Raw genomic sequence first — 25,029 nt, 5'->3', positions numbered from 1 at the left:
TAATTGCGTCATGGAGACCTACCGCGACTCGCACGACCGAGCTCTCACCGACTACCCGCGGCCCTCCGTCGCCGTCGACACCGCCGTGCTGACCGTCCCGCCGGGCGCTGCCCTCAGCGTGCTGCTGGTGCGCACTGGTGACGACTGGCGCCTTCCCGGAACCTTCCTCCACGAGGGGGAGAGGCTCGCGGGTGCCGTGCTGCGTTCGCTGCAGACCAAGGCCGGAGTCTCGGGTTTGTCGCCTCGCCAGCTCCACGTCTTCGACGACCCCGCCCGCGACAATCGCGGCTGGGTGCTCTCGGTCGCGCACCTGGACGCCGTGCCGTGGTCACGCCTCAGCATTGATGCCGCCCTCGCGCGGGTGGTGCCGGTGACGGATGTTGGCACCCTGCCCTATGGGCACAACGAGATCCTCGACCGTGCGGTGGCGACGCTGCGCTCGAGCTATGCGTCGGCGCCCGATCCGCTCCACCTCTTGGACGGCGCCTTCACCCTCCGCCAGCTCCAGGACCTGCACGAGGCGGTCGCAGGGGAATCGCTAATGCGCGACCGTTTTCGGCGTGCGATGGAGCCGCAGCTGCGCCCGACGGGCGAGGTTGCGGCGGGGACGGTGGGGAAGCCTGCGCGGCTATTCGCTCAGGTCTGAGCTACCAAGCTCGTCAAACATCTGCTCAACGAGTCGCCAGCCAGCGGCATCCCTCTCGCCGGAGGTCGCACTGGTTTTGAGAGCGAGGAGCTTTTCTCGAAGAGAACTCTCGCCTGGTGAGAGCGCCGACGCGAAGTCATCATTGAGCAAGTACGAGTGGGAATCGGTCGCGAACACTAGTAGCGCATCGAGGAAGATCTCGAGTTTTCGGCCAGAGTGAGCAATTCGTTCGGAGACAGTGCTCGTGGCCTCGGTGGGCAACGAGCCCTCCATGGGCAGGAGATCGAGTTGACCCTTCCAGAGTGTCGAGTCGAGAGGGTCAGCCAGCATGGTTATCGCGGTGGCATACCCTGGGCCACTCGGATCGTTCGGGAGTGATTGACGCACGTCGTGGATGATCTGGTGAAAGTGATCATCGGCAAGCCCAAAGCCTACGAACATCAAGTGATGGGTGATGAGGTTCGCTTTGACGATGGCCGAGAGTGCTTCGCGGGTCGTGTTGTACCCGAGGTAGTCATCGCGAGTGAGCACGATGCTCGCGGGGTCGTCGACTGATCCGTGGAGTTTGAGAAGCCATTTGTTCGACACCGTTTTGGAGGTGGCACCGGGGATTACGGTGCGGGGGTCATTGGCATCCGAGGCTGCGCGTTCGAAGAGATCATCGTAGTTAAGTGTGATGGCTTGCTCTGTTCTCAGGCTCGCCAACAAGGCGGGTGCGAGCCCGTACCGTTCGACGGACACCGCTGCGGCTATTGCTGCGCCGAAGTCTTCGGCGCCCGACTCCACGCCACTTTCGTGTGCGCGATCGAGATAGCGCTCCCGCAGATAGGCGGCTTGGTCGAGGGCGCTTCGATCTGCCCGAGTGAGCGACTCGGTTTCGGATTCGCCCATCTCGATACCCGCAGCTAGCTTCTTAATCAGTTCACTCCAGCTCGGGCCGCCAGCGCTCACACTCACTCCTGCGCCCATAAACGGCACGAGTTTTCCCTTCCGGGCGAATGCCGCCAGCTCCTGCGCTTTTTTGATGAGCGCCGGGCCCAACTCGGGCCACTCGTCCCCGGCGCGCTTCTGCTGAGCGAGCGCAAAGATCTGTGGGTCTCTCAAGACGATGACGACGTCGACGTCATTCTCAAAAGCGCCAGCTCTCGCGCTCTCAAGAAGAGTTTCAAGCACTTGCCCACGTATCTCGCCGCCGCCGCCTTTGCCAGTGCCCAATGCGGGCATCGCAAGAAGTGGTTTCGGGCGCCTGTGCTTAGATCGGCGGTTATTCGCCAGCGCTGCCCCGAGCGTGATGAACGCGCGTACGGCACTCGCCAACTTTGCGCGATTTGCATCCGCGTCGACGCCCTCGAATGGGACCGCGGTGAGGATAGGTAGTGGCCTATCTGAATCCCAGTCGAGGATTTCGGTAGCGAGCATCGAGCCCTGTTCGAATAGCTCGGTCTTCGACCCAGCGATCTTCTCCGCGAGACCGCTCACGTTGTCAGTCCAGTTATCTTCGACGGTGAAGTCGGAATCTGTCGGAAGCATCCACGCGTCACACTGGACGTGCGTGAGATCTCCAAGAGTGACGAATACGTGAGGGGTGGTCATGGGGCAACCGTAGCGTGCTGCAACCCAAGACTGATCTCGCGCTGGACGTTAGCCGAGGTATGCCCGCGTCGCGCAACCCAACTTCTATTCGCTGAAAGCTACGACGCGATAGTCATCTCAGCTTCGTTGTCGTCCGTGTCGTCCTCTGCGTCATCTTCCTGGGCAGTGTTGAATTCGCGGAATACAGGGCGCCCGGTGGCCTCCTCGATCAGCAGCACTAGTTGCTCTTGGCGGGCTCGCATGAACCCGGCGAAGTCATCGGATCTCAGAAGCGCGGGATCAATGAGATGGCTTCGCAGCGCTTCGTCTACGGCATGTGACTCTGCGTGGTCGCTGGTATCGGCACTCTCAAGTTTGCCCAAGTATGCGCTAGGAGCAGACCCTCCAATGATGCGATTCGTTCTCGCAGAAAGAGGCGTCTTATTGATGATCGAGTCGAAGTCGGTGCGATCGATGCCCTGTGTCTTGCACCAGTCTTGAGGGAAAATGTGGTGAATATCCACGTTTTCATCGAAAAAAACAGTGTGGACGAATTGTTGTCCGGTGCGAAAGTCCTTTGCACCGGCGCGCAGCAGTAACGCGTTGACACCCTTATACGCAGCGGATAGGCGCATGCGCATTGTCTTGAGGCGCTCAGCACGGAAGGCGGCGTCGGAGACAGTAGACGGCTCAGCCCCTCCGTCGATCCATGCGGGAACTTCCAGAAAGTCTTTCGCGATTCGGGTATCGGTTGTTGAACCGTAGAGTTCGCCAAAAACACCGTTCCAATACCACTGCACTACTTTGTCTCGCACCGAGGTGATTTCGATTCTGTTCCCCAAGTCCGCGAGGATCGCCGCTAGAGGCACGATCTGGCTCTGGTACGGGAGGTCATAAACCCGGTAGATCCCCAGGCCGATGAGGAACTTTGCCGCCCGTAGAAATCCGTCGTCGGCAAGATCTTGGTAGCGCAGGTATGACTCAAGCGGCAGGCTCAACAGCGACTGGCGGTTTGCAGAAACCTTCGGCAGATCCTTGCCCTGTTTACCTTCTTCCGCAGCCTTCCGTCGGTTGTCTCGCGTGTGGAACAGGGAGACCACCTGAAGAAAATCAGTATTTCCGACTCCGCTGAGAACGCCTGATTTTTCGGAGGGAAGGCGCAAGGCCTCCTTGAGGCGCGCTTGCCGGCCGATCGACTGCTCATCGCCGTACCAGTCACGTCTCAGCTCATGGCCGTCAACGGCATACATCGCGGTGATTAGTTCGAACGCGTCTAAGGGCTTGCCTCCGGTGTTCACCTTTTCGAAAACAACGCACACTGCTTCTTTGGAAGTGGACTTTCCTAGCGCGATCACGGGCACTTGATAGTTCGCAAAGTTGTCGAGCACTTCTGTCTTGAACTGGCGCACCTTCGTTCGCAGCTCTTTAAAGTTTTCTCGATCTTCGCCCCACTCAAATACCGCATCCATCCAGTCGTCCCAACGGAAAACCATGGACATCGGGTACATCAAGTTCTCGATTTCTAGCTCTCGAGTGGAGAGGTCTAGCGAGACCTCGCGACCAAAGTTTGATCGCACGATGCGATCTTCGGGAACCCCCACGATTGCTTCTTCGCGGTCGATATCGGGATCCAGAGCCTTGTTAATATCGATGTAGAACCAGCGCTTCACCTTTTTGTGCTTGGGAGTCACAGTGTGAACGACTTGGTCGCGAAGTGTCACTTGGTAGAGAGACGTCATGCGCTGTTGGCCGTCTAGAAGCAGAGACTCTGGCGAGAGCACTGTGCGCGCTTGTTCCGGGGCGCCTTCAACTGGACGCGGTTTGAATTCCACGTTGCCGCCAGACTCAAGAGTCATGAGCGCACCGACTGGAAAGCCTCGCGAAACGGATGCAATCAGGCTACTAATGCGGTCTTCATCCCATACCCAACTCCGTTGAAAGTCGGGGAGCTGAAGCTTGCCTGACTCGCAATCCCGAAGCAAGTCCTTCAGAAAGTAAGGATGAGTGGTGAACGTCGACGCCGCTGTAGACAAGTATTCCCCCGATAGATTCAGATCGTCGTTCGAACCTACGGCAAATCGATTCGCCTAGCGCGATGACTCCCGGCAGGCTTCAGATTGGTCTACGGTTCTGCGCGCACTTATCTAGAAACTAAACGAATGCTAGGCAACAAAGTCGTCCTCGGCGAGCCAACGGACGCCTTGAGAATGGCTGATGACGAGCCCTGCCAAGAAGATGGACTCCAATCGGCATGCCGCTGAGATCGACTTTGCCCATGAACGATCGACGGCGGTGAACTTCTCTCCGCCGACTCGCTCTAGTACGAAGATCGCAGACTGAGCTCCTTCAATTGACGAAGCTCCAGCAACGAGCCCTGCTGCGCCGGGCGCGATTTGTTCGCCGCTGACGCCTTGGGTGTCGACCATGAACATGTGCCGCATTTGCGCGCGCTCAGAGTTGAGCAAGAGCACCCAGAGCCGTGCACTGCTCGCTGCACCCACGAGATCGGACACGCGGTCAACTATTTGTCTTCCGTTGCGCAGCGGGATCGTTTTTGAGCGTTCGTAGCTGAGGCTTGCCATGCACCTATAGTTCGCGGGCGCATGGTCCCAGGCTCGCCGCTCGCTAGATCAGTGGGATGTCCCGAGCGCCGATGCCTGTGGGGGATGGGCTAGACAGCCTCCCCAGAATTCTTGATTCCGCTCAGAAGCTCCGATGGCTCTCCTTGCCAGCTCACGACGACTTCATCACGAGCGCGGCTTGCGGCCACGTAGAGCAGCGAGCGCTCGCGCAGCAGAACGTCCGCAATCTCTTCTTCAGCTACCCCCTTGAGCATCCACGTTGCCGGGATCGAGCCCTGCGAGATGTCGAACAAGACCACGCGAGAGAACTCCAGCCCCTTGGACTTGTGCATCGTCAGCACTAGCGGCTTTTCGCCCGCGGACTCGCCCGTGTGGCTTTCTTTGACTACCACTCCGCGATCGGCGAGCTGTCCACGCACTTCTGCCGCTTGCTTGTTCGTACGCGTGAGAATTGCAATGGTGCTCGCCCGAATGTCTGGGTCTACGCTCCACTTCTTGATCTCCTCCGCGACGGCGTCATATTGCTCAGCAACGTTACTCGCGGGTAGCGAACGGGGCGTTGGCCCGGTGCGCGAAGAACGGTATCCGTGATCAACCTCGGGTGACTCTTCACTGTCGAGGTACAGCCCACCCGCGAGTATTCCCAGTGCGTAGTTGAGGTTTTGCTGCGTCGTTCTGTAGTTGAGCGTTAGGCGGCGCGAACGCCCGGTGATTTTTATGCCGTAACGCGAGAGCACGACATGCTGGCCGTAAATGCGTTGGTGGGTGTCTTCGGCAATGAATAGGTCATTCTTGTGTTCGCCAACCAACGCGCGGAGTAGCTGCCAGTGCAACGGCGAGAGGTCTTGTGCTTCGTCGACGAGCACGTGGTCGGCTACGCGGCGGTCGGCATGCTCGTTCAGATATGAAGCGGCGACTGCGCTCAGCTCGGCAAAACTGATTCGACCTTCTTGGCGGCCGGTCTGGCGGTAGAGCTCGATCACTTTCCAGACGTTTGCGCGTTTGCGTCGATCAAGTGCCACACCGCGACCTGGACGGCGCACCTTGAAGTAGTCCTGTGCGGTTGTGATGCGGTGAGGGAGGATCACCTGCAGGTACTCTCCGGTGAAAAAGGCAGTATTGCGCAGCGATTCTGGGAGATCAGGCACGAGATCGAAAACTTTCTCCCACGCATCATCGCTCACCTCGAAGTTGGGGCGAGGTTCTGTTTCTTCTCCAAAAACGTGGCGGGCAGCCTTCCAAAAATCAGCGCCGCCCTGTTCTTTGACTGCAGCTGCGAGTTGATCGATTCCTCGCACCAGAACGCCAGCGCCTCCGAGCGACGCCGCACGTGGGATGGACGGGTCGAGTCGCTCGAGATCTCGTTCCAGCGCCTCTGAGAGAGCCTTAGTGAACGTCGTAAGAATTGTTCTGCTGGCGGGTTCCGCATCCGCAAGTCGCTTGGCGCGGTGAAGCAATACGACAGTCTTGCCGGTTCCAGCTCCGCCAGTGAGGCGGAAGGGGCCGTTGTAGTCCTTATCGGCATACGCACGCTGTTCGGGGTGGAGGAAGACTCGCCAAGCGCCGAAATCACCGCCCTCGATCACCCGGCGAAGTTCTTCGTCGTCTTCGACGAAGGCGAACTGCATCTTCGCTGCGGGGAGCTGGAACGATTTCACCAGTCGCGCATCTTCGTCATCAGAGTCACTAGCGATTGCGGCGTCGTCGAAGCCAAGATCGGTGCGGATCTTAGAGACCGCATCGACAACCGCAAGGCCGATGATTGCTGTCGACTGCCACTGGTTCTCGAAACTGTCGCTCATGGTGAGCAGTTGATCGGCGCTCGTCGCGGCGAAGATGCGTTGCGCGTCGGCGGAATCGAACCCTAGCTCCTCGGTCAGGTCGTTGAGGAGGTAGCCGTTATCAGCAAGGAACGAAGTCGGTGCGACCGTTTCCTCAACGGCCGTGAACTCGGGTGCGGATTGCGGCGCGGTCTCAGGGACGGTGGCGTCGATTAGTTCCGGCACCCCATTGATGGGGTTGTTTCGCAATATTTGGTTCATGGCGCGTTTATTTGCGGTGTCGTGCTCCCACGTTCCCGCATAAACATAGGTGCGCTCTGGTTCGCCGGGCACATCCATGCGATATAGCACGGCTCGGAGCGACAGATCCACTCGTGCGGTGCGCGCTCGCTTGTCGGCGGCGTGGTTCATCTTCTCGATGTGGAGCCCTGCCGATGTGTCGTCGTCGGCAAGTTTCATCAGAAAAGTCATGATCTTGGACTTGACGTCTTTGTCGTAGTCCTGACCTTTGAGCTTGGTTAACACAATGTTTGGCATCAGGTGGGGTTACCTTTCCAGTTGGAGCGCAGCGGTAATGTCTTCGAGGGTTGCGGGCACGATGATCCATCCGGATGCTTCGAGCTCAGAAATTTCGTCCTGCTGAAGGTCGCCAGTCACCGTGACTTTGCGGTCGCGCCATGCGATGTCGAGGGGGATGCCGTCGCCGACCTCGCTGCCGATTTCGGGCACGGGCATGTCGGGGACTTCTGACAACAGCTTCACGAGCTGCCTGTCTCCGTCGTTCGCCAGAGCCATGACTTCTTCCCACTCGAGCCCGATAACGGTGAACGAATCGTCGATCTGTTGTGCCGGTTCGAATTTCTGTGCTTCGGTCACGGTCATGATGGTTGTCGGCGGGAATTCGGGACGTGGGCCAAGAAGGTTCGAGAGTCTGAGCCAGAGTCGCCACCCCTCTGCATGGTCTTCAGCGGAGACAGCGGCATCACGGTCGTCGAGCATGAGCACGACTTCGGGGTGCTTGGCGCCCTCCAGCATTCGCGACAACATAACTAGCGGCCCGCGCTTGAGGCGCCACTGTGTGGGGTTGCCTTGAGCTTCCGCTGGAGTTCCGGTGAGCTCCGATTCAGCTAGCGCGACGAGGCTGCTCTCAGCCTCGATCGGTGCAATGAAGTCGCTTATCGGTTTGATAGTCAACATCGGGAGAGATTCAGCGATGCCTTCCCAATGTCCTTTCGCGGCCGCCGGGTCTTGCATCCATTCCATGATTTGCGTCATGGGATTCGCCGTGACGTGATCGATTGCGGACGGCGACAGGGTGAAGCTGCTGACGAATTGCGTCGCAAAGTCACGGCTGAACCAGTCCGCTTGAGGTTCAGGTTCGCCTGCGTCGGCGCGCATGATGTCGGCATAGGTGATTCCGAGCACGAAGTAGCCTTTGGCCCGCAGTCCGCGCCGCTTCTCTGCGTCTTTGGCGAGCACGTTGTGGTGTGCTGAAGCGTGATACTTCTGCCCATCGGTGTAAATGGCGAGCTTGGTTCCGCCGCCGCCGAGCGGCTCGAGCACGAAGTCTGGTCTGGTGAAGTCCAAGGATGGCTGAGGTTCGAGTCGCCAGACGAGTTTCGAGTTGGGCAGTGTGATCTGAAGGCGGTTGCCCCACTCGCTCGGGATCTCTTTGATCGTCGCTCCGAGCGCGGCGGCTCGGTCCTTGAACACCTTCCGGAACCATTGTTCCAACATCGACTCAGGGTCTTGTGTGCCTGGATCGATGTCAGTGACTGTCCACGCTTCGCCGGTTCCTTCCTCATTGATGCCAAGGATGAGCCGCAGGCTCCGCTCGGCGCTAGCCCGTGAAACGTTGTTGAGGTCACCTGCGGGAGCAAAGGGCAGCAGGCAGCGGTGGCAGGCGCTGCGCCCTTCGTTGCGGCATTCGCAGTTGGCGACGATCTTCCACGCGAGTTCAAGAATGTTGCGGATCTTGTCCTGGTTGGCGAGGTCCGCCAAGTAACCGGTGCCGCCGGGCACAGCATCGTGAATGAGGATCGCGGTGTTGTTGAAATCGTTCCCAAGCAGCGGTTCAACGATGGTGGCAAGTCTCAGGTGGTCGGGGTCTCCGCCGATCACTTCACGCAGGCCTAGTTGAAGGGCGGCGGTGATGCTGGGTAGCCCGAGTCCATCTCCGATCGTGATGGAGTTCGGGATGCGCAGCAGCACACCCTGCGTCTTGAGGGTGCGACTGAGGGCGAGTTGGCGAGTATTCTCTGTCTTGGAATTGCGGTATCGGCACCAAGCACGGTGTTCCCGGGCGCTGTTTGTCTCACCCTTTTGGTCGAGCTTGCCGCAGGCCTCACACACTCTGAAGAGAGGTGGGCTGAGCTCTTCGCCAGCAATCATGCGGGGTGCGCCAGCGCCACCTTGCTTGCCGAGGTTAAGCCATCGAATGGTGAGTTCGCGCATGTACTTGACGCCGAATCCGGAGCCTTCGACGTACCACTGTTGTGTGACGTTGGCGGGGTCAATGTCGGCGGCGATCTGAACGCTGAAGCTCTCGCGCTGGCGTTCTTCGCGGCTGTCGCTGATACTCGACTCGTCGCGGCGAACTTCTGCCGACACTTGTTCCAGTTCTACGACGTCGAACCTCTGGTTGGCGTCGGCGATGCCGGGGCTTTCGCAGCGCGGGCACGAAGCGGGGCCGTTTGCGCTGGAACCTTCTGCGGGCACCCCCGCATCATGGGCGTAACCGCATTCTGGACAATAGATCCAGGATTGGATGCGCGCCCCGTCGCTGCCGAGGTCGACTGCATCGATGCGAATTTCGACACCTTGGGCGTAGAAGGTTGCGCCGGGCGCGAGTTCGCGGATGGCGATTCCGGCTCCGCGGTCGTAGCTGATGGCGTCGTGTTGGAACTCTTGGCTTTCGGGGTCGATCCAGCTGAGCGAGACATCAAGCCGCACGCTGTCGTCGAGAAGCGTGTAGTTGGGTAGAACCCCGAATCGTTCGAGTGCGGCGACCCAGTGTTCCGTGCGCAGCTCGTACAGTTGGCGATCCACCATCTTGAGCGAGGCTTTTGCCGAGCGGAGGGCAACTTTGTCGTCATCTGTCGCGGCTGGGTGATCCGCCTGTGTTTGGAGTTCAGGTAGCGACTCCATGATGGCTTTGCGCCGGTGGCCGAGTGTCTCAATTTCGGAGTTCCAGCGGGCACAAGCCCCGATGAGGGTTTGTGAAAGGGCGCTACTGCGAGGCTCATCGCTGGGGGTCGCCCACCCGGTGAGTGCGTCTGCTGAGGTGGTGTCGACGTGTTGGAACGTAGAGAGGAACGCGTTGAGGTGCTCAGCTGCATTGCTCTCGGCGTCTGCGATCACCGTCGCAAGGAACGACTTGTCGTTGGTGCTGGCCAGCACATCACGCGCGGTAGCGACCATGCCCAATTTGCCGCCAGCGGAGAGCCTGTCGATGATCGAGGCGCTGTACTGGCGGCGCAGAATCTCTTCTGCGTTGAGGTAGGTAGCCGGTGGGCGCACTTCTCCGTTAATGACGGAGAGCGGATCGCCAAGTTTCGGCAGTTGGTCGCCTCGCCCGACGACGAATGCCATGGTGAGCGAGTTTCCGGTGAGACGACCGGCTCGTCCGACACGCTGCAAATATGAGGCGACGGATCGAGGCAGGCCGGCGAGAAAGACTGCAGAGAGGTCCCCGATGTCGATACCCATTTCGAGCGTGGGGGTGGCAACGAGCACGTTGGGGGCATCCGGTCGATCGATGGATGCTTTGAAACCGTTCTCGTACGCGAGCCGAACGTCATCCTTGAGCAGACTGGTGTGCTCGCGCGCGACGACGCGGCGAATGTCGCCGTCGTTGTATTGGTCCCGGTAGTAGTTGGTGCCGCTGGAATGAAGTCGCAGGGTGCCGAGGCAGCGCCCGACTAGGCAGGGACCACCGCCGAGTTGCGAGGTGATGGTCGACGCTCCGGGAACCGGAGTCTGGCAGGTGTCGCACTCGAGCATCGGGTACTCATGCGTTTGCTCGTCGAGCGTGACCGGGCTGACGAGAATGCGGCTTGGGCTCAGCTGGTAGGCGATGGCTCCGCTGCCGCCGATGGTGACACTTTCGATGATCTCGCTCTTGGCGAGTTCGGCGAGGAGTAATTTGCTGAGCTTGGCGCCGTCGGAGGCGCTGACGTCGAGAACTTTTCGAGTCCACTGGGCGTACCAACCGCGGGCGGAGGTGACGGTGTCGAGGCGTGAGGGGCGTTTGGCTGTACCAAAGTTGGTACTACCCACTTTCGGGTAGGCGGGCGCTTCGCGATCACGGGGGAACGCAGGCATTCCCTGGCCCTTAGGCCTACCGCCCCACAGGGTCCAGTCGTCACCGTCGTTTTCGAGGTAGCGCTTAAACCATTCGTGTTGGATGGCGCCGCGTTCCCGCATGCGTTCGAGGGTTCCGCGCACCCAGCGCACAAGGTTCTCGGTGCTGACTTCGCCGCCGCTTTCGTCGTCGAGGTAGCCAGCGGTGTCGAAGTCTCTGACGGTGGCGCGGCCGATGGTTTCGAGCCGTGAGGCTGGTCCGCCGTCGACTTCGGCGGCGATCGCTCCGGTGAGTTCGAGAGTGCGACCGACGCGTGATTGCAATCCGAATTCCATGGCGAGGTCGAACTTGATGCGTCGGCGCACGAGACGCATGGTGGCGGTGGGTACCTTGCTGAGTTTTTCGGTTTCCCAGAACGGGGCGAAAGTGTCACGATCTACGAGCTCTGGCGAGAGCAGGCGGTAGCGCCGGAACTTGTCGTCTCCTGCTCGTCGGAGCAACTCTTCGGCAAGGTCGTCGAGGGTGGCTGAACCGTCGCCGATGGCTTCACGGATGGCGTTGCGCAGGCTGAAGACGTGCGATCGGCTCTGCACGAATCCGGCCCGGTGTGCGGCATCCTGCACGCTGTCGGTGAAGACGAGGGCTTTCTTTTCGCCCTGGTCGAGGTGGCGGTCGCCAAAGATGGTGTTGATGCTCACCGAGAGCAGGGTGGAGATGGCGCTTCCGAGGAAGCGGATGCCTTCTGGTTTGAGGCAGTTGGGGCAGACGTCTTTCTTGCTGTTGTCGTCGGCGTCGTCACCGTTAAGGGTGAGCACGGGCAGCACGTTGGTGGAGATGTCGTCGGCGTCGTAGCGGGGGTGTTCGATGCTGAGTTGGCGTTGCTTTACGTCGAACCAGAAGAGGCCTTCGACTGGTGAGGCGCCGGCGGCGAGGCGTTCCTGTTGGTCGGCTTCGCGCGGTGCGTAAATGAGAGCGCGGAACCGCGAGGTGCTGGCCGAGTTGCTGGCGTGATTACGGCGAATGTCGGTATCGCTGGTGTCGAGATCATAGCCGGTGGGTCCGAGCTGCACACCCCATCCGCTTCGTCCGCAGTGTCGGCAGTAGATGGCGGGGAATCGTGGGCGGCCTTCGCTGCTGTTGGCGTCGGTGTTGTCGTGTTCGTCGTTGCCGCCGTCGTCGGTCCAGTCGTAGGCGACGCTGGGGCCGGCGACACGGTCGACGCGGCTGAGGGCGCGCACCCAGAGGTGCAGGTCGACGGATGCGGCGGAGCGTCCGACAACGGCGCGGATGTGGCTGAGCGCGCCAAGAAGAGAGCGGAGAAAGTTGGCTCGGCTGGTGTCTCGGTCTTCGGCAGTTTCGGTAACGGTGAGTCCTGCGGGGAAGAGCGCTCCCGCGAGTGTGTCGAGCGACACAGCGTCGTGGGCCTCGGCGATGAGCGAGCGGATGAAGGGGTGTGCCTTGGCAGCGTCGAGCAGCAAATCCGGTGCGGCTTGCGCGAAGAACTCGACAGCGTCACTGCCGTTGAGCTCGTACAGGTTGCCGAGAATGGCTGCACTAACGATTTTTGCGTCACGCTGGCCATCACCACCGAGCTCTTTGATGACGTCGGCCATGTGGGCGACGAGTGCGGCGTCGACGGTTCGAGGTATGAGTCCAGCCGAAGCGATTCGCTCACCGGCGCCGTCAGCCCATTCGTCGAGTTCGAGACGGGTTTCGGTGATGATGCTGTCGTCGTCGAATTCGTCACCGAACACGGTTCGTGCGAACTCGACCATGCGGCTGGGGTCGCCTTTGTCACCGAGGGTTGCTGAGGTGGCGACGGGTGTGATGAGACCGAGCGGACGGGCACGGTCAGCGTCATCGATGCCAACATGTGCGGCGGAATCTTCGTCGCCGTCGGGCCAGTGCCGTTTGAGGGCGAGGCCAAGCCTGCGCAGGAGCATGGCGACGTCGGTGCCTTGGGCGCCGTCGTAGGTGTGGAATTCGTCGAGTACGAGATATTGCAGGCTGGTGGCGCTTTGCTTCCACAGTTTCTGGTCGGAGGGGCGCAGCAGTAGCTGGTCGAGCATTTTGTAGTTGGTGAGCAGGATGTCGGGGGCGTCATCCTGAATCGTCTTGCGGTCGGTGATGAGGCCGTCGGGGGTGACTTTGCTGCGGGTGGGGCCGGTTTGCCCGGTGTAGAGGGCGGCTCGCACGCCGGAGAGCGCGGGGCTGGTGGTGATGAGTTCGGTGAGACGGCGTGCTTGGTCGTTGGCGAGGGCGTTCATCGGGTAGAGGATGAGCGCTTTGATGCCGCCGGTGCCTTCACGTTTTGCCCGCAGCACGTGATCGAGGATCGGGTAGAGGAACGCTTCGGTTTTTCCGGACCCGGTTCCGGTGGTGACGAGTGTGGGCTGCGGTCGCGGTTTGTCTGGCCCAAGGTTGGCGCTGCTCAGCCGGGCAAACGCAGCGGCTTGGTGTCCGTAGGGCGGGAACCCTTCGTGCCATTCGAGGCTCTGTCGCCATCCTTCTGCGGCTGGGCGGAATGGCAGCCGCAGCCGAACGTAGGGCCCTTTGAAGATGCCGTTCTCTGGATGCCGCAAGAAGCTGTCGAGCGCCTCACGCGCGTCTTCGTCGGCAAGCGCGAAGGTGGTGGAGAGATAGTCGACTAGGCCCTTGCGCACGTCTTCGGCCTGCAGCGTGGGGAGCAGTTCACTCATGAGCGCTCCTCCAGAATCTTCTCGAAGTGCGCGTACGCCTGCCGCATGTCTGCCTCGCGGTCGAGCGTCACGAAGGGCAGCTCGTAGGTGCAGCTGTTGCCCGAGGCGTTTGTTGCGGTTCGCTCGTCTTCGCTGATGCGATCTTGTTTCTGTCTCCACACAGTCAATACGGATTTCGGCACTAGGCGGCCATTCGCGTCATACAGGTAGGAGTTCCGGTCATAACCGTAAAGCACGGCAAATTGCGTTCGATAGATAGTGCACAATTCGTCAGCAGTCAGACCTAGCGTCAACGCTACAAGGGCGTCAATTTCGACCAACGCTTGACGGCGGTCCGCCGCTCGCCGAAGGGGCACAGTTTCGGACCAGTCAGGGCCGACTCGGCCTAGAGACTGGCGCTCCGAATATGGAAGTCCCCCCGTCCAAGTCGACTTTGCGAATGCAGGTTCATAGCTCTCTGCCCAAAGTGCCGAATACGCACTCGTTAGGCAATTCAGCCTTGCCGCCCGCAATACAAGTTCAGAGTTGAGTAGACCGGTAGACACTGGGATTCGTTCGACACTTGACTGTCGAATATCTGATTTCGGTGCCGCTCGAATTGAAAGATCCGCGACGAAACTAGACATATATGCACCTGCAAGCGCCAGCGTATTTCCGGGCTGGTCAGGAAACGCAATCGACGAAAGACCGCCAATATGCGCCGCACCGGGCGGAATCACAGCTGGTATCAGTGTGCGCTCGCCAGTATTCGCGGCCATTCTTCGCCATGCAATACGGTAGTGGTCTCGGGCCGGGATGCGGTCTGGGCCCCAGTGAGTGTAGGCGGCGTCGTATTCGGCGGCAAGCTTTGTCGGTTTGTACGACGTGACGGGGAGTGCGTCGGGCGCGAGCGTTTCTAAGTCGACCGCAGACCAGTCTTGGTTGTGCAGCATGGTCTCGTTGGGCGACTTGTAGAAAGGGTTCGCTACGAAAAGGTGCGGCCCCTGAAATATCGCGTCCTTCCAGGAAGCTGCTTTGCCCCACTGTTTCGCGAAATAGCCGTTCTTGAAATCAGTGGTTTCGTTCCAACCTTGTGAAAACTCGAGCCCGAGTTCCCCAAGCCGTTTGCTCCGGGATAGCTTGTCGAGCACAGCAGCAGTTGCCTGGTTTACAGCGTAGACCATACGTGTGTTGCGAATCGGAACTGCTTCATCTTCAAGCACAGCATGCCAGGTCTTGAGCGTCTCGGTATTGACACGAATGACGCGATTGAGGTGAGGGCGGACGTCCCACTTGCCGTCGGCGCCTTTTAGGCCAGGTTCCGCTCCAGTCCCGTCGTGCACTCGTGAACGCTCGACGGTGTCGGGGTGGTAGAGCGAAGTCGCCATCTCGAAACGAACCTCGCCGCTTTTCCCGTAAACATGCACGCCGTATGAGACCTGATCATGGACTTCGAACAGCATTAGCGCATTCATAAATTGCCAGTGGCGACGTAGCCGCGAGTAGGTCTCCGCGCGCAGCGTTCCGGCCTTCTCGTCAGTAAAGTGCGACTCGGGATGGATGAGGCCAACCGTTCCGCTCTCTGAACTATGCCTCCAAGTGAGTTCCATGAAGCATCGATAGAGATCCGGGCGGAGACCGAGCAAACTCGGATAGCTCGTTACGTTTGAGACAGCTGACCGAGTGCTGATAGCTCCCGTCAACATATCGAGGTAAAACGATACTGCTTTCGGGGCCGCGAGTACCGCGGAGCGATGCTCTTGTGCCTTGGTGACGGACGGCTTGTTCGTGAGGGCCCACCAGACGTCATACTCGGCTAGCGCCGCAGTCTCATCCCAGTCGGGCTTAACCCAAGGGGGGTTACCGACTTGCATGTCGAAACCTCCGCGGGCGAAGACTGTGGCGAAGTCGAGGTTCCAATGGAAGAAACCTTGCTGCTCAGCGATTCCTTCGGTCACCTTTAGCCACGGGTGTTGAGCCAGAGCATCGTTGATTGACCATGCTGCGGCGAAGTCGAGGTTGTACTGCTCCTCATCATTGAGCGCCGCCCAACCTGTCGCGCTAGAGCCGAGGGTCACGGCGCCGTGCGCCGTTGCGCTCTTGCTGCGCTCGGTGTGTTCGCCCAACACTGCCCGAGCACCAGCCAGCCACTCGTCGAGCGTGGGCGGCTGAACGCCCTGCGTGAGGGTGTCGGTGAGTGGCCAGAACCACAACGCGTTCCACGCATCCATGATCCGGCGCAGGCGTTGGTAGGCACCATTGGCGTCGCTGAGCTTGGCCTCGATCTCTTCGCGCGTCACAGTTTCGTGTGCACCAGCTTCTCTCGCTGTGAGATTCTCGCCGCTTCCCCAGAGAGGGATGTGGCGACGGATCTCGTGCTCCGCAATCTCAAGTCGACGCAGGGCAAATTGCCACAGAGTCTCCACGCGCATCGACAGCGCCACAAGCTGATCAAGCTGCTTCTTGCTGGGCTTCGCGACAATTTGACGTCTCCACGCCTTCAACGCGGCTAGTGCCTCGGGAGCCAACTCTTTGGCTTCCTTCGCGTCTACCGCGCTTCCCCAGCCCTCAGCCGGGAGGAGGAAATGATGAATCGAGCCCGAGAGACCCGAACCGACCGTGCCTGTATCAATATCCTCACGCAGGCTTGCCATGGGAACATCCCGTGGTGCCGATTTCAACCACGACTTCGAATTGATGGAGTCACGACTGTAGACGGCACGGCGCGAGCCGATGAGCGAGTTTCCTCGACGCAGGTGGAGGCCAAACCACGGGGCCTTGAGATCCGAAGACATCGTGTCGAGCCACAGCGAGATCTCGGCCAGCTCGACCGCGGTCGCGTTGAGATCCACACCGTAGACCTGGTGGAGAGCGATCGACGCCTTCACTTTTTGCAATTCGCGAGGGTACGCGTCCGGGTCAATTCGTTCGCCCAGCTCCTCCTGTCGACGCTTCAGATACTGTTCCGCAAGCTGCCGAACCGCCTCAATGGCGAAGGCACCCGAACCCAAGGCGGGCTCACACACCGTTAGACCCAAAATTTCCTCAGCAGTTGTGGTGGTGCCGTCCTGATCGAGCAACTCTTCTAGTGCCTGCGACACCGTGAAACGGGTAAGAACCTCTGGCGTGTAATAGGACGCCGACTGTTGACGCTCACGACCGGCAAGACGGTAAACGAAGCTGCCCGGCTCATGAATGACCGCAACCTCCTCGCCCGTCAGCGGGTTCGTGGTCTTAACGAAATCCTTTGAGGCAATGTTGTGCGACCGCTCAACCGGAACGACCCACGAGCCCTTCTCCGCGTTACCATCCTTGGCAACCTCATAGAGCTCGGTCTCTGCAAAGAAGCCCGTGTATGACATCAAGCCCTCATACACGGCACCCAACTGGTTGATACCCAGATCGGCATAGCTGATGAACCCCCGATCGCGGCCCTTCTGCTCCTTGCTGAGCAGCAAGTGGGCAAGCACCTTCTGCAGCTCGGAATCGCTCAGCCCAACTTCGTCGATGTGGCGGGTGGCCTTCGGCAGGAAGAGATCGGCCCGAAGCGAGTTGAAGACTAAGCCCTCGCGTAGTTCGGAGTTGTCGTCTTGTGAATCGTCGTTGTGCGCTGCTGTTGTTCCGTGACCCTGGTCGACAAGGCGGAAGAGAACCGCAAGCGACTCGTAGAAGTGTGTTGCGTGCTCCGACTCTTCGGTCGGTAACGACACCAGAGTCAACTCACGCAGGCGGTCAAGACTGTAGCCCTCTTCATACTCGGAAGTGCCGACCGGCAGAACCTTGAGTTCTGGCGACGACTCCGCGTATAAGAGGAACAGGATGCGGTACAAGAATCGCAACGACTGCTTCGCCAGCACCTGCGCCTCAGACTGCGGCAACGGTGGAAGCTGAGCGCGGGCACGACGAGCCACCACATCGTTCGCAATGATCTCGATCGACAGACGTACGCCCTCGCGGAGGTCCTGCGAGACTCCGACCGTGTGTTTGATCGACTCATCCAGAATCGAGTTCCACCAGATGTCGCCCTCAGCATCCGGAGCAAGAGCATCCGCAGAAACACAGCAGAGGGCGCGATCAATCTCGCCACCCTTCTTGGCATCATTGCGAGCTGCCACAAGCTGCAGATCGAGAGCCAAGTAGCGACCCTCAGCCCAACGCTCACGCTCGGCCACCAGCATCCATTTGCCGGCGAATACCAGCGCAAAGCTGGGGCCCTCCTCTTCAGTAAAAAGCGTCGACAGGAGACGTGCCACCGAAACGATGTCGTGGTTCGAGTTGTCATCGACTTCGAAAGGAACCAGAAGCGTGTGTGCATCTTTCGCCAGCAAATCGTCAACCGTGTCGACCGGGCGGCCCTCCACAATCGCCAACGGAGCGCCCTCCGATAGCCCCGGCTGGGTCAGCCGCAGCAGCGGCCCCTCCTGCTCGAGGTGGTAGCCACTGCCGTTGAAGCCCAGTGCCTGTCGCAGCGGTAGATACAACTCGTCGCGAATTGAGAGATCGTTGTCGCCAGCTTCTAGAGCAGCCAATCGCGACTCGACCTGAGCCCGAATCGCGCTGAACCGTGCCCGCACCGATGGGTGGCCGTCATCATCCTGCTCATCCCACAGCTTGCGACTGGCCAGCACCTGCGCGCGGAACGACTGAGACTTCGCCTCCGTCGTGAAATAGTGCTCGCTGAGCCAACCCTCACCGATAACGATCGCTTCATCAGCCATGGGCTACTCCTTCTGCCGTATCTTCGCCGACGAAATCTTGCGGAACCACCACGAGCAGCGGACGGACCAACTGCTGGTTTGGCTTCATCGACTCAGCCATGGTGCGCTCCTCTTCCACCGTCACCCGACGAGACTTGAGCCCCTCGAGTTGAGGCATGGCATCGGCGCTACGCTCCCACTCCTCGATTCGAGACGACCACGACTCAATGCGGGCCTCGATCGCCTCTGTCGACGACACTGCAAGCTGGCGAGCACTCGACGCGGCGTTCTCCACCGCCGGGGCGATGAGTTGCTGCAGAGAGCCGGTCTTCACCGCTCCCGGGTTCACGCGGGTGGCCGCGGCGAAGCCTACCTCCGCCAACGCCTCCTGCGCAGTCGCATGGATATTGGTTAGAGCCAGCTTCGTATTGCTGGGATCGGGAAACTGCACAGTCACGTGCGAACTCGCCACGACTTGACCTCGGCGATTAGTCAATGACGCCAGCAGCAGAACCGTCGGATACTCAACATCGCCACGCACGGCGAACACCTGATTGCGCCCCAGCTTTGAGAGTGCGCGATCACTCGCCCATTCCAACACCGGATGTAGCGGGCCAAGAAAGTGCGCCTCTGGCCAGAGCGAGGTGCTTGCCTTGTTGTCGCGCGCGTCCTTGAGCAGTTCTTTCGCCGGGGGCTCTGCGACCACCAACTTCAGTTTCTCGGTCACCTTGCGGTCACGAAGATAACTTTGCGGCAACACTTCGAGCCGCTGCACGAGGTCGCGGGTCGGCACCAACGAGACGAATGAATGGGCTTTGTCTTCGAGCCACTCCACGCCATTGTTCGCCGCGGAAGCAGCGGGGGCAACGAACGTCTCCACCAATGCCTCGCGGAGGAAGGACGTGTCATCGGCAAACAAACCGGTTGTGGCATCTACCGTGTGCTCCGGGGCTACGGCGGCAGGCTTGCTTTCGCTGCCCTGCGCATTTGCAAGCTGCGCCAAGAGGGCGGCAATAGGATCGTCGGTGCTCGCGCTCACCTGCTCGACCGTCGAGACAATCTCGTCCACATCGCGACCAGCAGCAAGAGCCTTCTTGATCTCGTCTTCTTCGGCACCAGGATCGTACTTGCCCATAAGGGAGGCGACATCGCCCAGCGCTGTGTGGGCCTCGCGCTCTCGCTGCAGCAGGCGCTGCAGCACGCGTACATCGCCGGAGAACTTGTCGTTGGTCGGGTTGAGCAGCAGTGTGCTGATCTGCGGCGGGTGTTTCTGGCCATAACGGTCAATGCGCCCGTTGCGTTGCTCAATGCGGATAAGGCTCCACGGGATGTCGAAGTGGATCAGCTCATGGCACTGCGAATGAAGGTTGACACCCTCGGATGCCACATCACCCGTAATGAGTACTCGAATCGGAGACGACGATTGCTTGAAGCTCTCGACCGTTTCTTGCTGCTCAACATCGCTCAGGCCGCCGTGGAGCACCTTGATCTGGTCGGCGCTCAACCCCAAATCTTTCATGAGCTTGTCGCGCAACCAACTAAGGCTTGCCACTCGCTCGGAGAACACTACTGCGCGCTCGGAACTCTTCGGGCCGACCTTGATGCTCTTTAGATAGTCGAGCAATTTTGCGTACTTGGCCGACGTGCCGGCGAGAGAGAACTGGGCCAGGTCGTGCAGATGTTCAAGCGCTTCGACCTCCCTTGCCTCTGCGGCGTTTTTAGAAGCGTCGAGCTTACTCAGCCTTTGCTTGATCGATTCAAGCAATGCGGCGGGCGAGGACAGAAAAGCCTTCGCGAGAGTCCATGGGAACAGCGCCGATGTCGCGCCGGAGTACGGGGACGAACCGCTGGGGTGCAACCACACGCTCGACAGTTCATCGGCGACCGCGTTTTCCTCGGCTGACGCATCCACCAAGAAGTTTTGAGGCTCGAGACGCTCGGCCCAGTCACCGCCAACCTCGCGGGCAACCTCTTCGCTGTGACGGTGACGTCGAATAATGAGACGGGCCGCCTCCGACTCGATGATGTCGCCATCTGGAGTCACGGCCGTCGGCTCAAGCAAACGAATCAACTCGGCGAACGATTCCTTCTTGCCATTGTGGGGAGTCGCGCTCGCCAGAATCAGCGCCTCGGTGTTGGGAGCAAGAATTCGTGCGAGGCGGTTGTTGAGAGTCGCACCGGTGATGTTGTGAGACTCATCAATGACAACCGCATCCCACTTATGCTTCGCCAAATGCGCGCGGTACTTCTCCTGCTTGAGCGTATCGATCGAGATGATCGCCCTCTTGTACAGACTGAACGGGTTGCGGGTTGCGGGCAACTTCTGCCGCACCCGCTGGATGCCGACCGAGTCGAGCCGCACGAACGGAAGCGCAAAACGCGTCCACATCTCGTGCTGCATCTGCTCAAGAACATGGCGCGGAGTCACGATCAAGATGCGCTCGCCGCGCCCCCGCCGCACCAACTCCGACAAGATCATGCCGATCTCGAGAGTCTTACCCAGACCCACCGCGTCGGCGATGAGGATGCGCGGACGCAAGTTTTGCGGATCAAGCGCCTTGCGCACTGCCGCCTGCTGATAGCCAAGCGGGTCAGCCAACATTTGTGTGGCGACCGTTAGCCCGGGGGAGTTGAGGGGAACCGGCGACTTGCGAAGAGTTGCTTCCAGCCAAAGTTTCGCCTTGCGATACCCGGTGGAGTCGTCGCCGACCACAGACGCTTTAGCCGGGTCGAGAGGAACAATCGTGTCGATGTCGCTGTAGAAACCGGCCTTCGTGTCGCGCACAAGGTCAGAGAGTCCCTGCACCTCGACGAACATGCCTGACGTCGTCATGGTCGCTTTCGTCACGAGCCACACCGCGTCACGAACCTCGACGATTGAGCCCGGCGCCACGGCTAGCTCGCCAGCATGTGCCCCAGCAGTTGCAAGTACATCGGTCACGTCATCCCCTTACGCCCAGACATGACGGCTACGTCGATGCGGGCTTTGCCACTCTATCCAACGAATAGTCAATAAATTAGCGGCTGCGAGCGTGTTCGTCGCGCACTTTGGCCTATCAACCAGCCGGTCCCCGACCCCTCACCCCAGATGTGGGGGTGTAGTAGCGTTCGACCTTTTCACGCCAATGTCATAGGTGAGTCAGAGCCTGCGAAGCTGCTAACCATTCGCTGCTAGTCGGTCATCGCTTTAGGCCCCAGCACCTTCGACCAACGAGATAAACCGACTCAACGTCGCTACCCCTTCCGCCGACTGCGGCAGCGAGTCGAGCAGCGCCGGCGAGTAGACGAGATACGCCGCCCACTGGGCGCGCGAGATGGAGACGTTGAGGCGGTTGCGGGAGAGCAGGAAGTCGAGGCCGCGGGGCACATCGTCGGCGCTCGAAGCAGCGAGGCTGACGATCGAGATGACTGCTTCTCGACCTTGAAACTTGTCCACTGTGCCCACGACGACGCGCGAATAGCCAGCAGCATCGAGACGGCCACGGATGAGTTCCACCTGAGCGTTGTAGGGCGTCACCACAATGATGCCGTCCTCGTCGAGCGGCTTCGCCTTGCCACCGGCTTCCGAAGTCCACAGTGCTCCGAGGTGCGCACGAACTAACTCGACAACCCGCTCGGCCTCCTCCGCGGAAAACGTCGAGTTGTCGACGTGAGCGGTCGGAACCGAGTGCAGGCCGGGGGCAAAGCCCTCGAGCATCCGCCCCTCGGTTGATGCGTGTGACCGCAGCAGTCCGTCGTAGGAGAGCAGCGAGACGGGGCGCGTGACGGCCTCATCCATGCGGCGGCTCTCTTCGAGGAAGTAGCCGAAGTCATCCGGAAGCACAGCGAGCTCGCCGATCACATGACCGAGCGCCGAACCATCGACCGGTGCCGGGTGGATGCCCTGGCTCACCTGCGGGAGCTGCTGCGGGTCGCCCAGCAACAGAATGCGTTTCGCACTCGCCGCAACGCCGATCGTGTTCGCGAGGGAGAACTGCCCCGCCTCATCGATGACGAGCAGATCGAGCTGGTCGGCCTGCACCCGCTTGCGATTCGTCATATCCCACGCAGTGCCGCCGATGACATAGCCCTCCGAGTCATGCTCGCGCGCAAAGCCCGCGTGACCATTCGCCGGCAACTCGCTGAACGGGCCATCGGCGTAATAACCAACGCCGAACTCACCCGGCACCGCCTTGGCGACAAGCTCCCGGTCGAGGCTCGCATCGAGAACCACAGCGTCGAGAACGTTCTCCACCACCTTGTGCGACTGCGCGGTGATGCCGACCTTCCAGTGATGCTTCTCGACCAGGCGCTGAATAACGTGCGCCGCGAGATACGTCTTGCCGGTGCCGGGTGGGCCCTGCACCGCGAGGTAGCCGCTCTCGCGCGACAGCAGTGAGGCGATCACAGCGCGCACGCCATCATCCGCGCTCGTCATGGGTTCAAGGGCAGCGACCTCAGCGGGCGCTTTGCGCAGCAGAAGATCCGACATCGCGTCATCAGGCCAGGCCGGAGCAGCGTCGACGACAGTCTCACCCCACGCCTCAATCGCGGCGACAATGCTGTCGGCGCGCGGTGGCGGCCCCGGCGTGATGTGGGTGGGGATTTCATCCCATGCCGGAATGTCATCGGGCCGCGATTCGATGACGAAAATGCCGCCCTCATCCTCGGCGGGGTCAGCGAAACGAACCCCGCGGGCGAGGCGCGCACCGGCACGATGGCCCGGTGGAAGATACGGCAGCGGGTCGCCGTAAACGAGAAAAACGTCGCCGCCCGGGCGCGGAGCACCACTACCCGGTGCCCACTGCCCGCGGAGATAAAGGTGACGACGTTCGGTGCGCTGGCGTCCCTCCTTGTGCCAGTCGCGAGCGAGCGAACCGCTGTCAACGATGAAGATACCGCGGGTGTCTTCCCACAAATCCGAGGGTTGTTCGAGACGGTCGTAGTGCTCCCACCAAAAACTCTTGACCTCGCGCCGGTGATAATCGATGGCGGCTGCGGCCATGCGATAGGCGCTCGCAGTGGTGTCATCGCCCGCCTCTTCGGCGTTGTCGCCCAGCGACTGCAGTTGGAGGTCGAGCGCACTGGGTTCGAAGACCTTGCCCTCGAATTCCTCATCCACCGGCTCCACCCTCACGCCTTGCACCTCGGGCAGTGCCCGCAGCCAGTCGCGCAGCTTGAGTGTCGAAACGCAGTCGTACTCGTTGTAGCGGGCGATCGCATCGCGAATCTCGGTTGCGCGCTGCACGTTGCCGTTCGCGGCCGCCACACTCGACTCCACGTACTCACCGATGGAGTCGGCGGCGTTCGTCACCCCGGCGCGCTCGGCCTCACCCATATAGAGCGGCTCAAGCTTCTTGATCGAATACGACGGCGTTCCGATGCGCAGCGCACCTCGCACGATCGGGTACAGGTCCACGAGCACGCCATCGCGCAGCAACTGGTCGACGACATCCTCACCCTCACCGTGCCGGGCGGCGATGCTCAGCAGGTGCGTCTTCTCATAGCTGGCGTAGTGATAAATGTGGAGACCCGGATGCTGCTGCCGCCGCTTCGTGACGAACTCGAGGAATGACCGCAGCGCGATCTTTTCTTCCGCGTGCGAGTGAGCCCAGAGGCAATCGAAGTCGCTCTCGGCGTCGACCCAGCCGAAGAGATAGTCGAGCCCCCAGCGCGGGACGCCACCAATTCCCGGCTCGGAGTACATCGGGTCACCCTCGAAGTCGAAGAACAGATCACCGGGGTTGGGCGCCGGCAGGCTAGCGATCGGCAGCGGGTCAACGACCACGACGGGCGGCACCGCGTGCGCGTCAGTCGGATCAACGGTGTGCTGCAGTTTGGCCTGCAGATGAAGCTTGGCGAAGCTCGCTTTCGGGATAGCCAGGTCGTCGGGTCGCTCGGAGGTTTCAGCAAGATCAGTGAGGGTGCGGATGCCCGCCGTCATGAACTTCGTACGCTGCCCGGCGCGCAGCCCTGCCACCGTAAACAGGTCATCGGCATGCTGGGAAGGTTCCTTGCAGAACTTGCAGCGGCCATCGCGCGCGTAACGCTCATCGTTCCACTCGACCGGTTTACCTTCGGCGCGGTGCTCAGCGATGATCGCGTGCATGCGGGCTCGGCGGCGCCGAAACACGGGGGCGATGTCGGCCACCGCAGCGAGCTCGGAGATGTCATTGCCGAGAATCAGCTCGACGGTGCCGTCGGCGGGAACCCCAAGCTTCTGAAGCTGCTCGTGGTACGCCGCCAGTTGCAGTAGGGCGGTGACGCGCACGTGGCGCGAGAGCTTCGAGTCGACCACCCGATAGCTGCCGTCGGGCTGCTTGACCAGAAAGTCGGCGTAACCAATGAACGGCGACTCGGGGTCGGATTCGTCAAAGAAAACGCCCTGAAAAACGACGGGTGCGCCCGCTAGAAGCGCGTCGCGCGTGCGTGCCGCGTAGTCGCGCAGCACAGCGGCATCCCGCCCCGGAGGCTTGTCGAACTCGACCATCGCGTCACCGAACTCTGCGCGGTAGCGATCCCGCAGCCGAGCCTCGTGCGCGTTGCCGAGTTCGGCCGCCCGCATGAGCATTGCGTCGTCGTCGGGCAGCGGATCGGTCGAGAACCCCAACCGCTTGTCGAGCACGCGCAGAAACCCAAACTCGCAGTTCGAGGCTTGGGTCAGATCGCTGGCGCTCGTAACGAGAGCGGACTCGGTGAGTAGGTACATGGTTCAATCAGGATATGGCTGTCCAGAGACATCCGGTCAGCGTTTCTGGCGCAGCGGCGAGCTAGAGCATCCCTACAAATGA

General features: G+C 60.6%; 9 protein-coding genes. 1 reads left to right on the top strand and 8 read right to left on the bottom strand.

Going from position 1 to position 25,029, the window contains the following annotated elements:
* Positions 1–10: 10 nt before the first annotated feature.
* A complete protein-coding gene (locus tag ACR3YK_RS04785) occupies positions 11–646 on the top strand; it encodes an NUDIX hydrolase (protein WP_486176075.1) in 636 nt (211 codons plus the stop codon).
* Here the strand turns inward: ACR3YK_RS04785 and ACR3YK_RS04780 are convergent.
* The 8 genes from ACR3YK_RS04780 to ACR3YK_RS04745 all read right to left on the bottom strand — a co-directional run bounded on the left by ACR3YK_RS04780 (position 629) and on the right by ACR3YK_RS04745 (position 24,947).
* Positions 629–2,239 carry an SIR2 family protein gene (locus ACR3YK_RS04780; protein WP_486176074.1) on the bottom strand — a complete coding sequence of 537 codons (1,611 nt, stop codon included), beginning with the start codon at positions 2,237–2,239 and terminating at the stop codon, positions 629–631. The two genes, ACR3YK_RS04785 and ACR3YK_RS04780, sit on opposite strands and share 18 nt — an antisense overlap.
* 98 nt (positions 2,240–2,337) lie before the next feature.
* Positions 2,338–4,200, bottom strand: a complete 1,863-nt coding sequence (locus tag ACR3YK_RS04775) for a GmrSD restriction endonuclease domain-containing protein (RefSeq protein WP_486176370.1) — start codon at positions 4,198–4,200, stop codon at positions 2,338–2,340.
* A 180-nt stretch (positions 4,201–4,380) separates the two neighbouring features.
* On the bottom strand, positions 4,381–4,800 hold the full coding sequence (locus ACR3YK_RS04770) for a hypothetical protein (protein ID WP_486176073.1): 420 nt from the start codon (positions 4,798–4,800) through the stop codon (positions 4,381–4,383).
* An 89-nt stretch (positions 4,801–4,889) separates the two neighbouring features.
* Positions 4,890–7,118, bottom strand: coding sequence for a UvrD-helicase domain-containing protein (locus tag ACR3YK_RS04765; RefSeq protein WP_486176072.1), 2,229 nt, complete (start codon positions 7,116–7,118; stop codon positions 4,890–4,892).
* A gap of 9 nt (positions 7,119–7,127) precedes the next feature.
* A complete protein-coding gene (locus ACR3YK_RS04760; protein ID WP_486176071.1) occupies positions 7,128–13,583 on the bottom strand; it encodes a DEAD/DEAH box helicase in 6,456 nt (2,151 codons plus the stop codon).
* Positions 13,580–18,280, bottom strand: coding sequence for an Eco57I restriction-modification methylase domain-containing protein (locus tag ACR3YK_RS04755; protein ID WP_486176070.1), 4,701 nt, complete (start codon positions 18,278–18,280; stop codon positions 13,580–13,582). Before ACR3YK_RS04755 ends, ACR3YK_RS04760 begins: the two co-directional genes overlap by 4 nt.
* Positions 18,273–21,200, bottom strand: a complete 2,928-nt coding sequence (locus ACR3YK_RS04750) for a helicase-related protein (RefSeq protein WP_486176069.1) — start codon at positions 21,198–21,200, stop codon at positions 18,273–18,275. The genes ACR3YK_RS04755 and ACR3YK_RS04750 overlap by 8 nt, the downstream gene beginning before the upstream one ends.
* Positions 21,201–21,446: 246 nt before the next feature.
* Positions 21,447–24,947: a TM0106 family RecB-like putative nuclease gene (locus tag ACR3YK_RS04745; RefSeq protein ID WP_486176068.1), complete on the bottom strand. Its 3,501-nt coding sequence runs from the start codon at positions 24,945–24,947 to the stop codon at positions 21,447–21,449.
* Between the last annotated feature and the right edge of the window lie 82 nt (positions 24,948–25,029).

The sequence above is a fragment of the Salinibacterium sp. 10G20-15 genome (genome assembly GCF_057365065.1).
The sequence above is the reverse complement of the archived record's forward strand: the minus strand, read 5'-3'. Positions and strand labels throughout refer to the sequence as shown.

Excerpts from the sequence above, each read along its gene's own strand:
- ACR3YK_RS04785 (WP_486176075.1), top strand. The coding sequence starts at position 11 with ATGGAGACCTACCGCGACTCGCACGACCGAGCTCTCACCGACTACCCG.
- ACR3YK_RS04765 (WP_486176072.1), bottom strand. The coding sequence starts at position 7,118 with ATGCCAAACATTGTGTTAACCAAGCTCAAAGGTCAGGACTACGACAAA.
- ACR3YK_RS04745 (WP_486176068.1), bottom strand. The coding sequence starts at position 24,947 with ATGTACCTACTCACCGAGTCCGCTCTCGTTACGAGCGCCAGCGATCTG.
- ACR3YK_RS04760 (WP_486176071.1), bottom strand. The coding sequence starts at position 13,583 with ATGAGTGAACTGCTCCCCACGCTGCAGGCCGAAGACGTGCGCAAGGGC.
- ACR3YK_RS04780 (WP_486176074.1), bottom strand. The coding sequence starts at position 2,239 with ATGACCACCCCTCACGTATTCGTCACTCTTGGAGATCTCACGCACGTC.
- ACR3YK_RS04755 (WP_486176070.1), bottom strand. The coding sequence starts at position 18,280 with ATGGCTGATGAAGCGATCGTTATCGGTGAGGGTTGGCTCAGCGAGCAC.
- ACR3YK_RS04770 (WP_486176073.1), bottom strand. The coding sequence starts at position 4,800 with ATGGCAAGCCTCAGCTACGAACGCTCAAAAACGATCCCGCTGCGCAAC.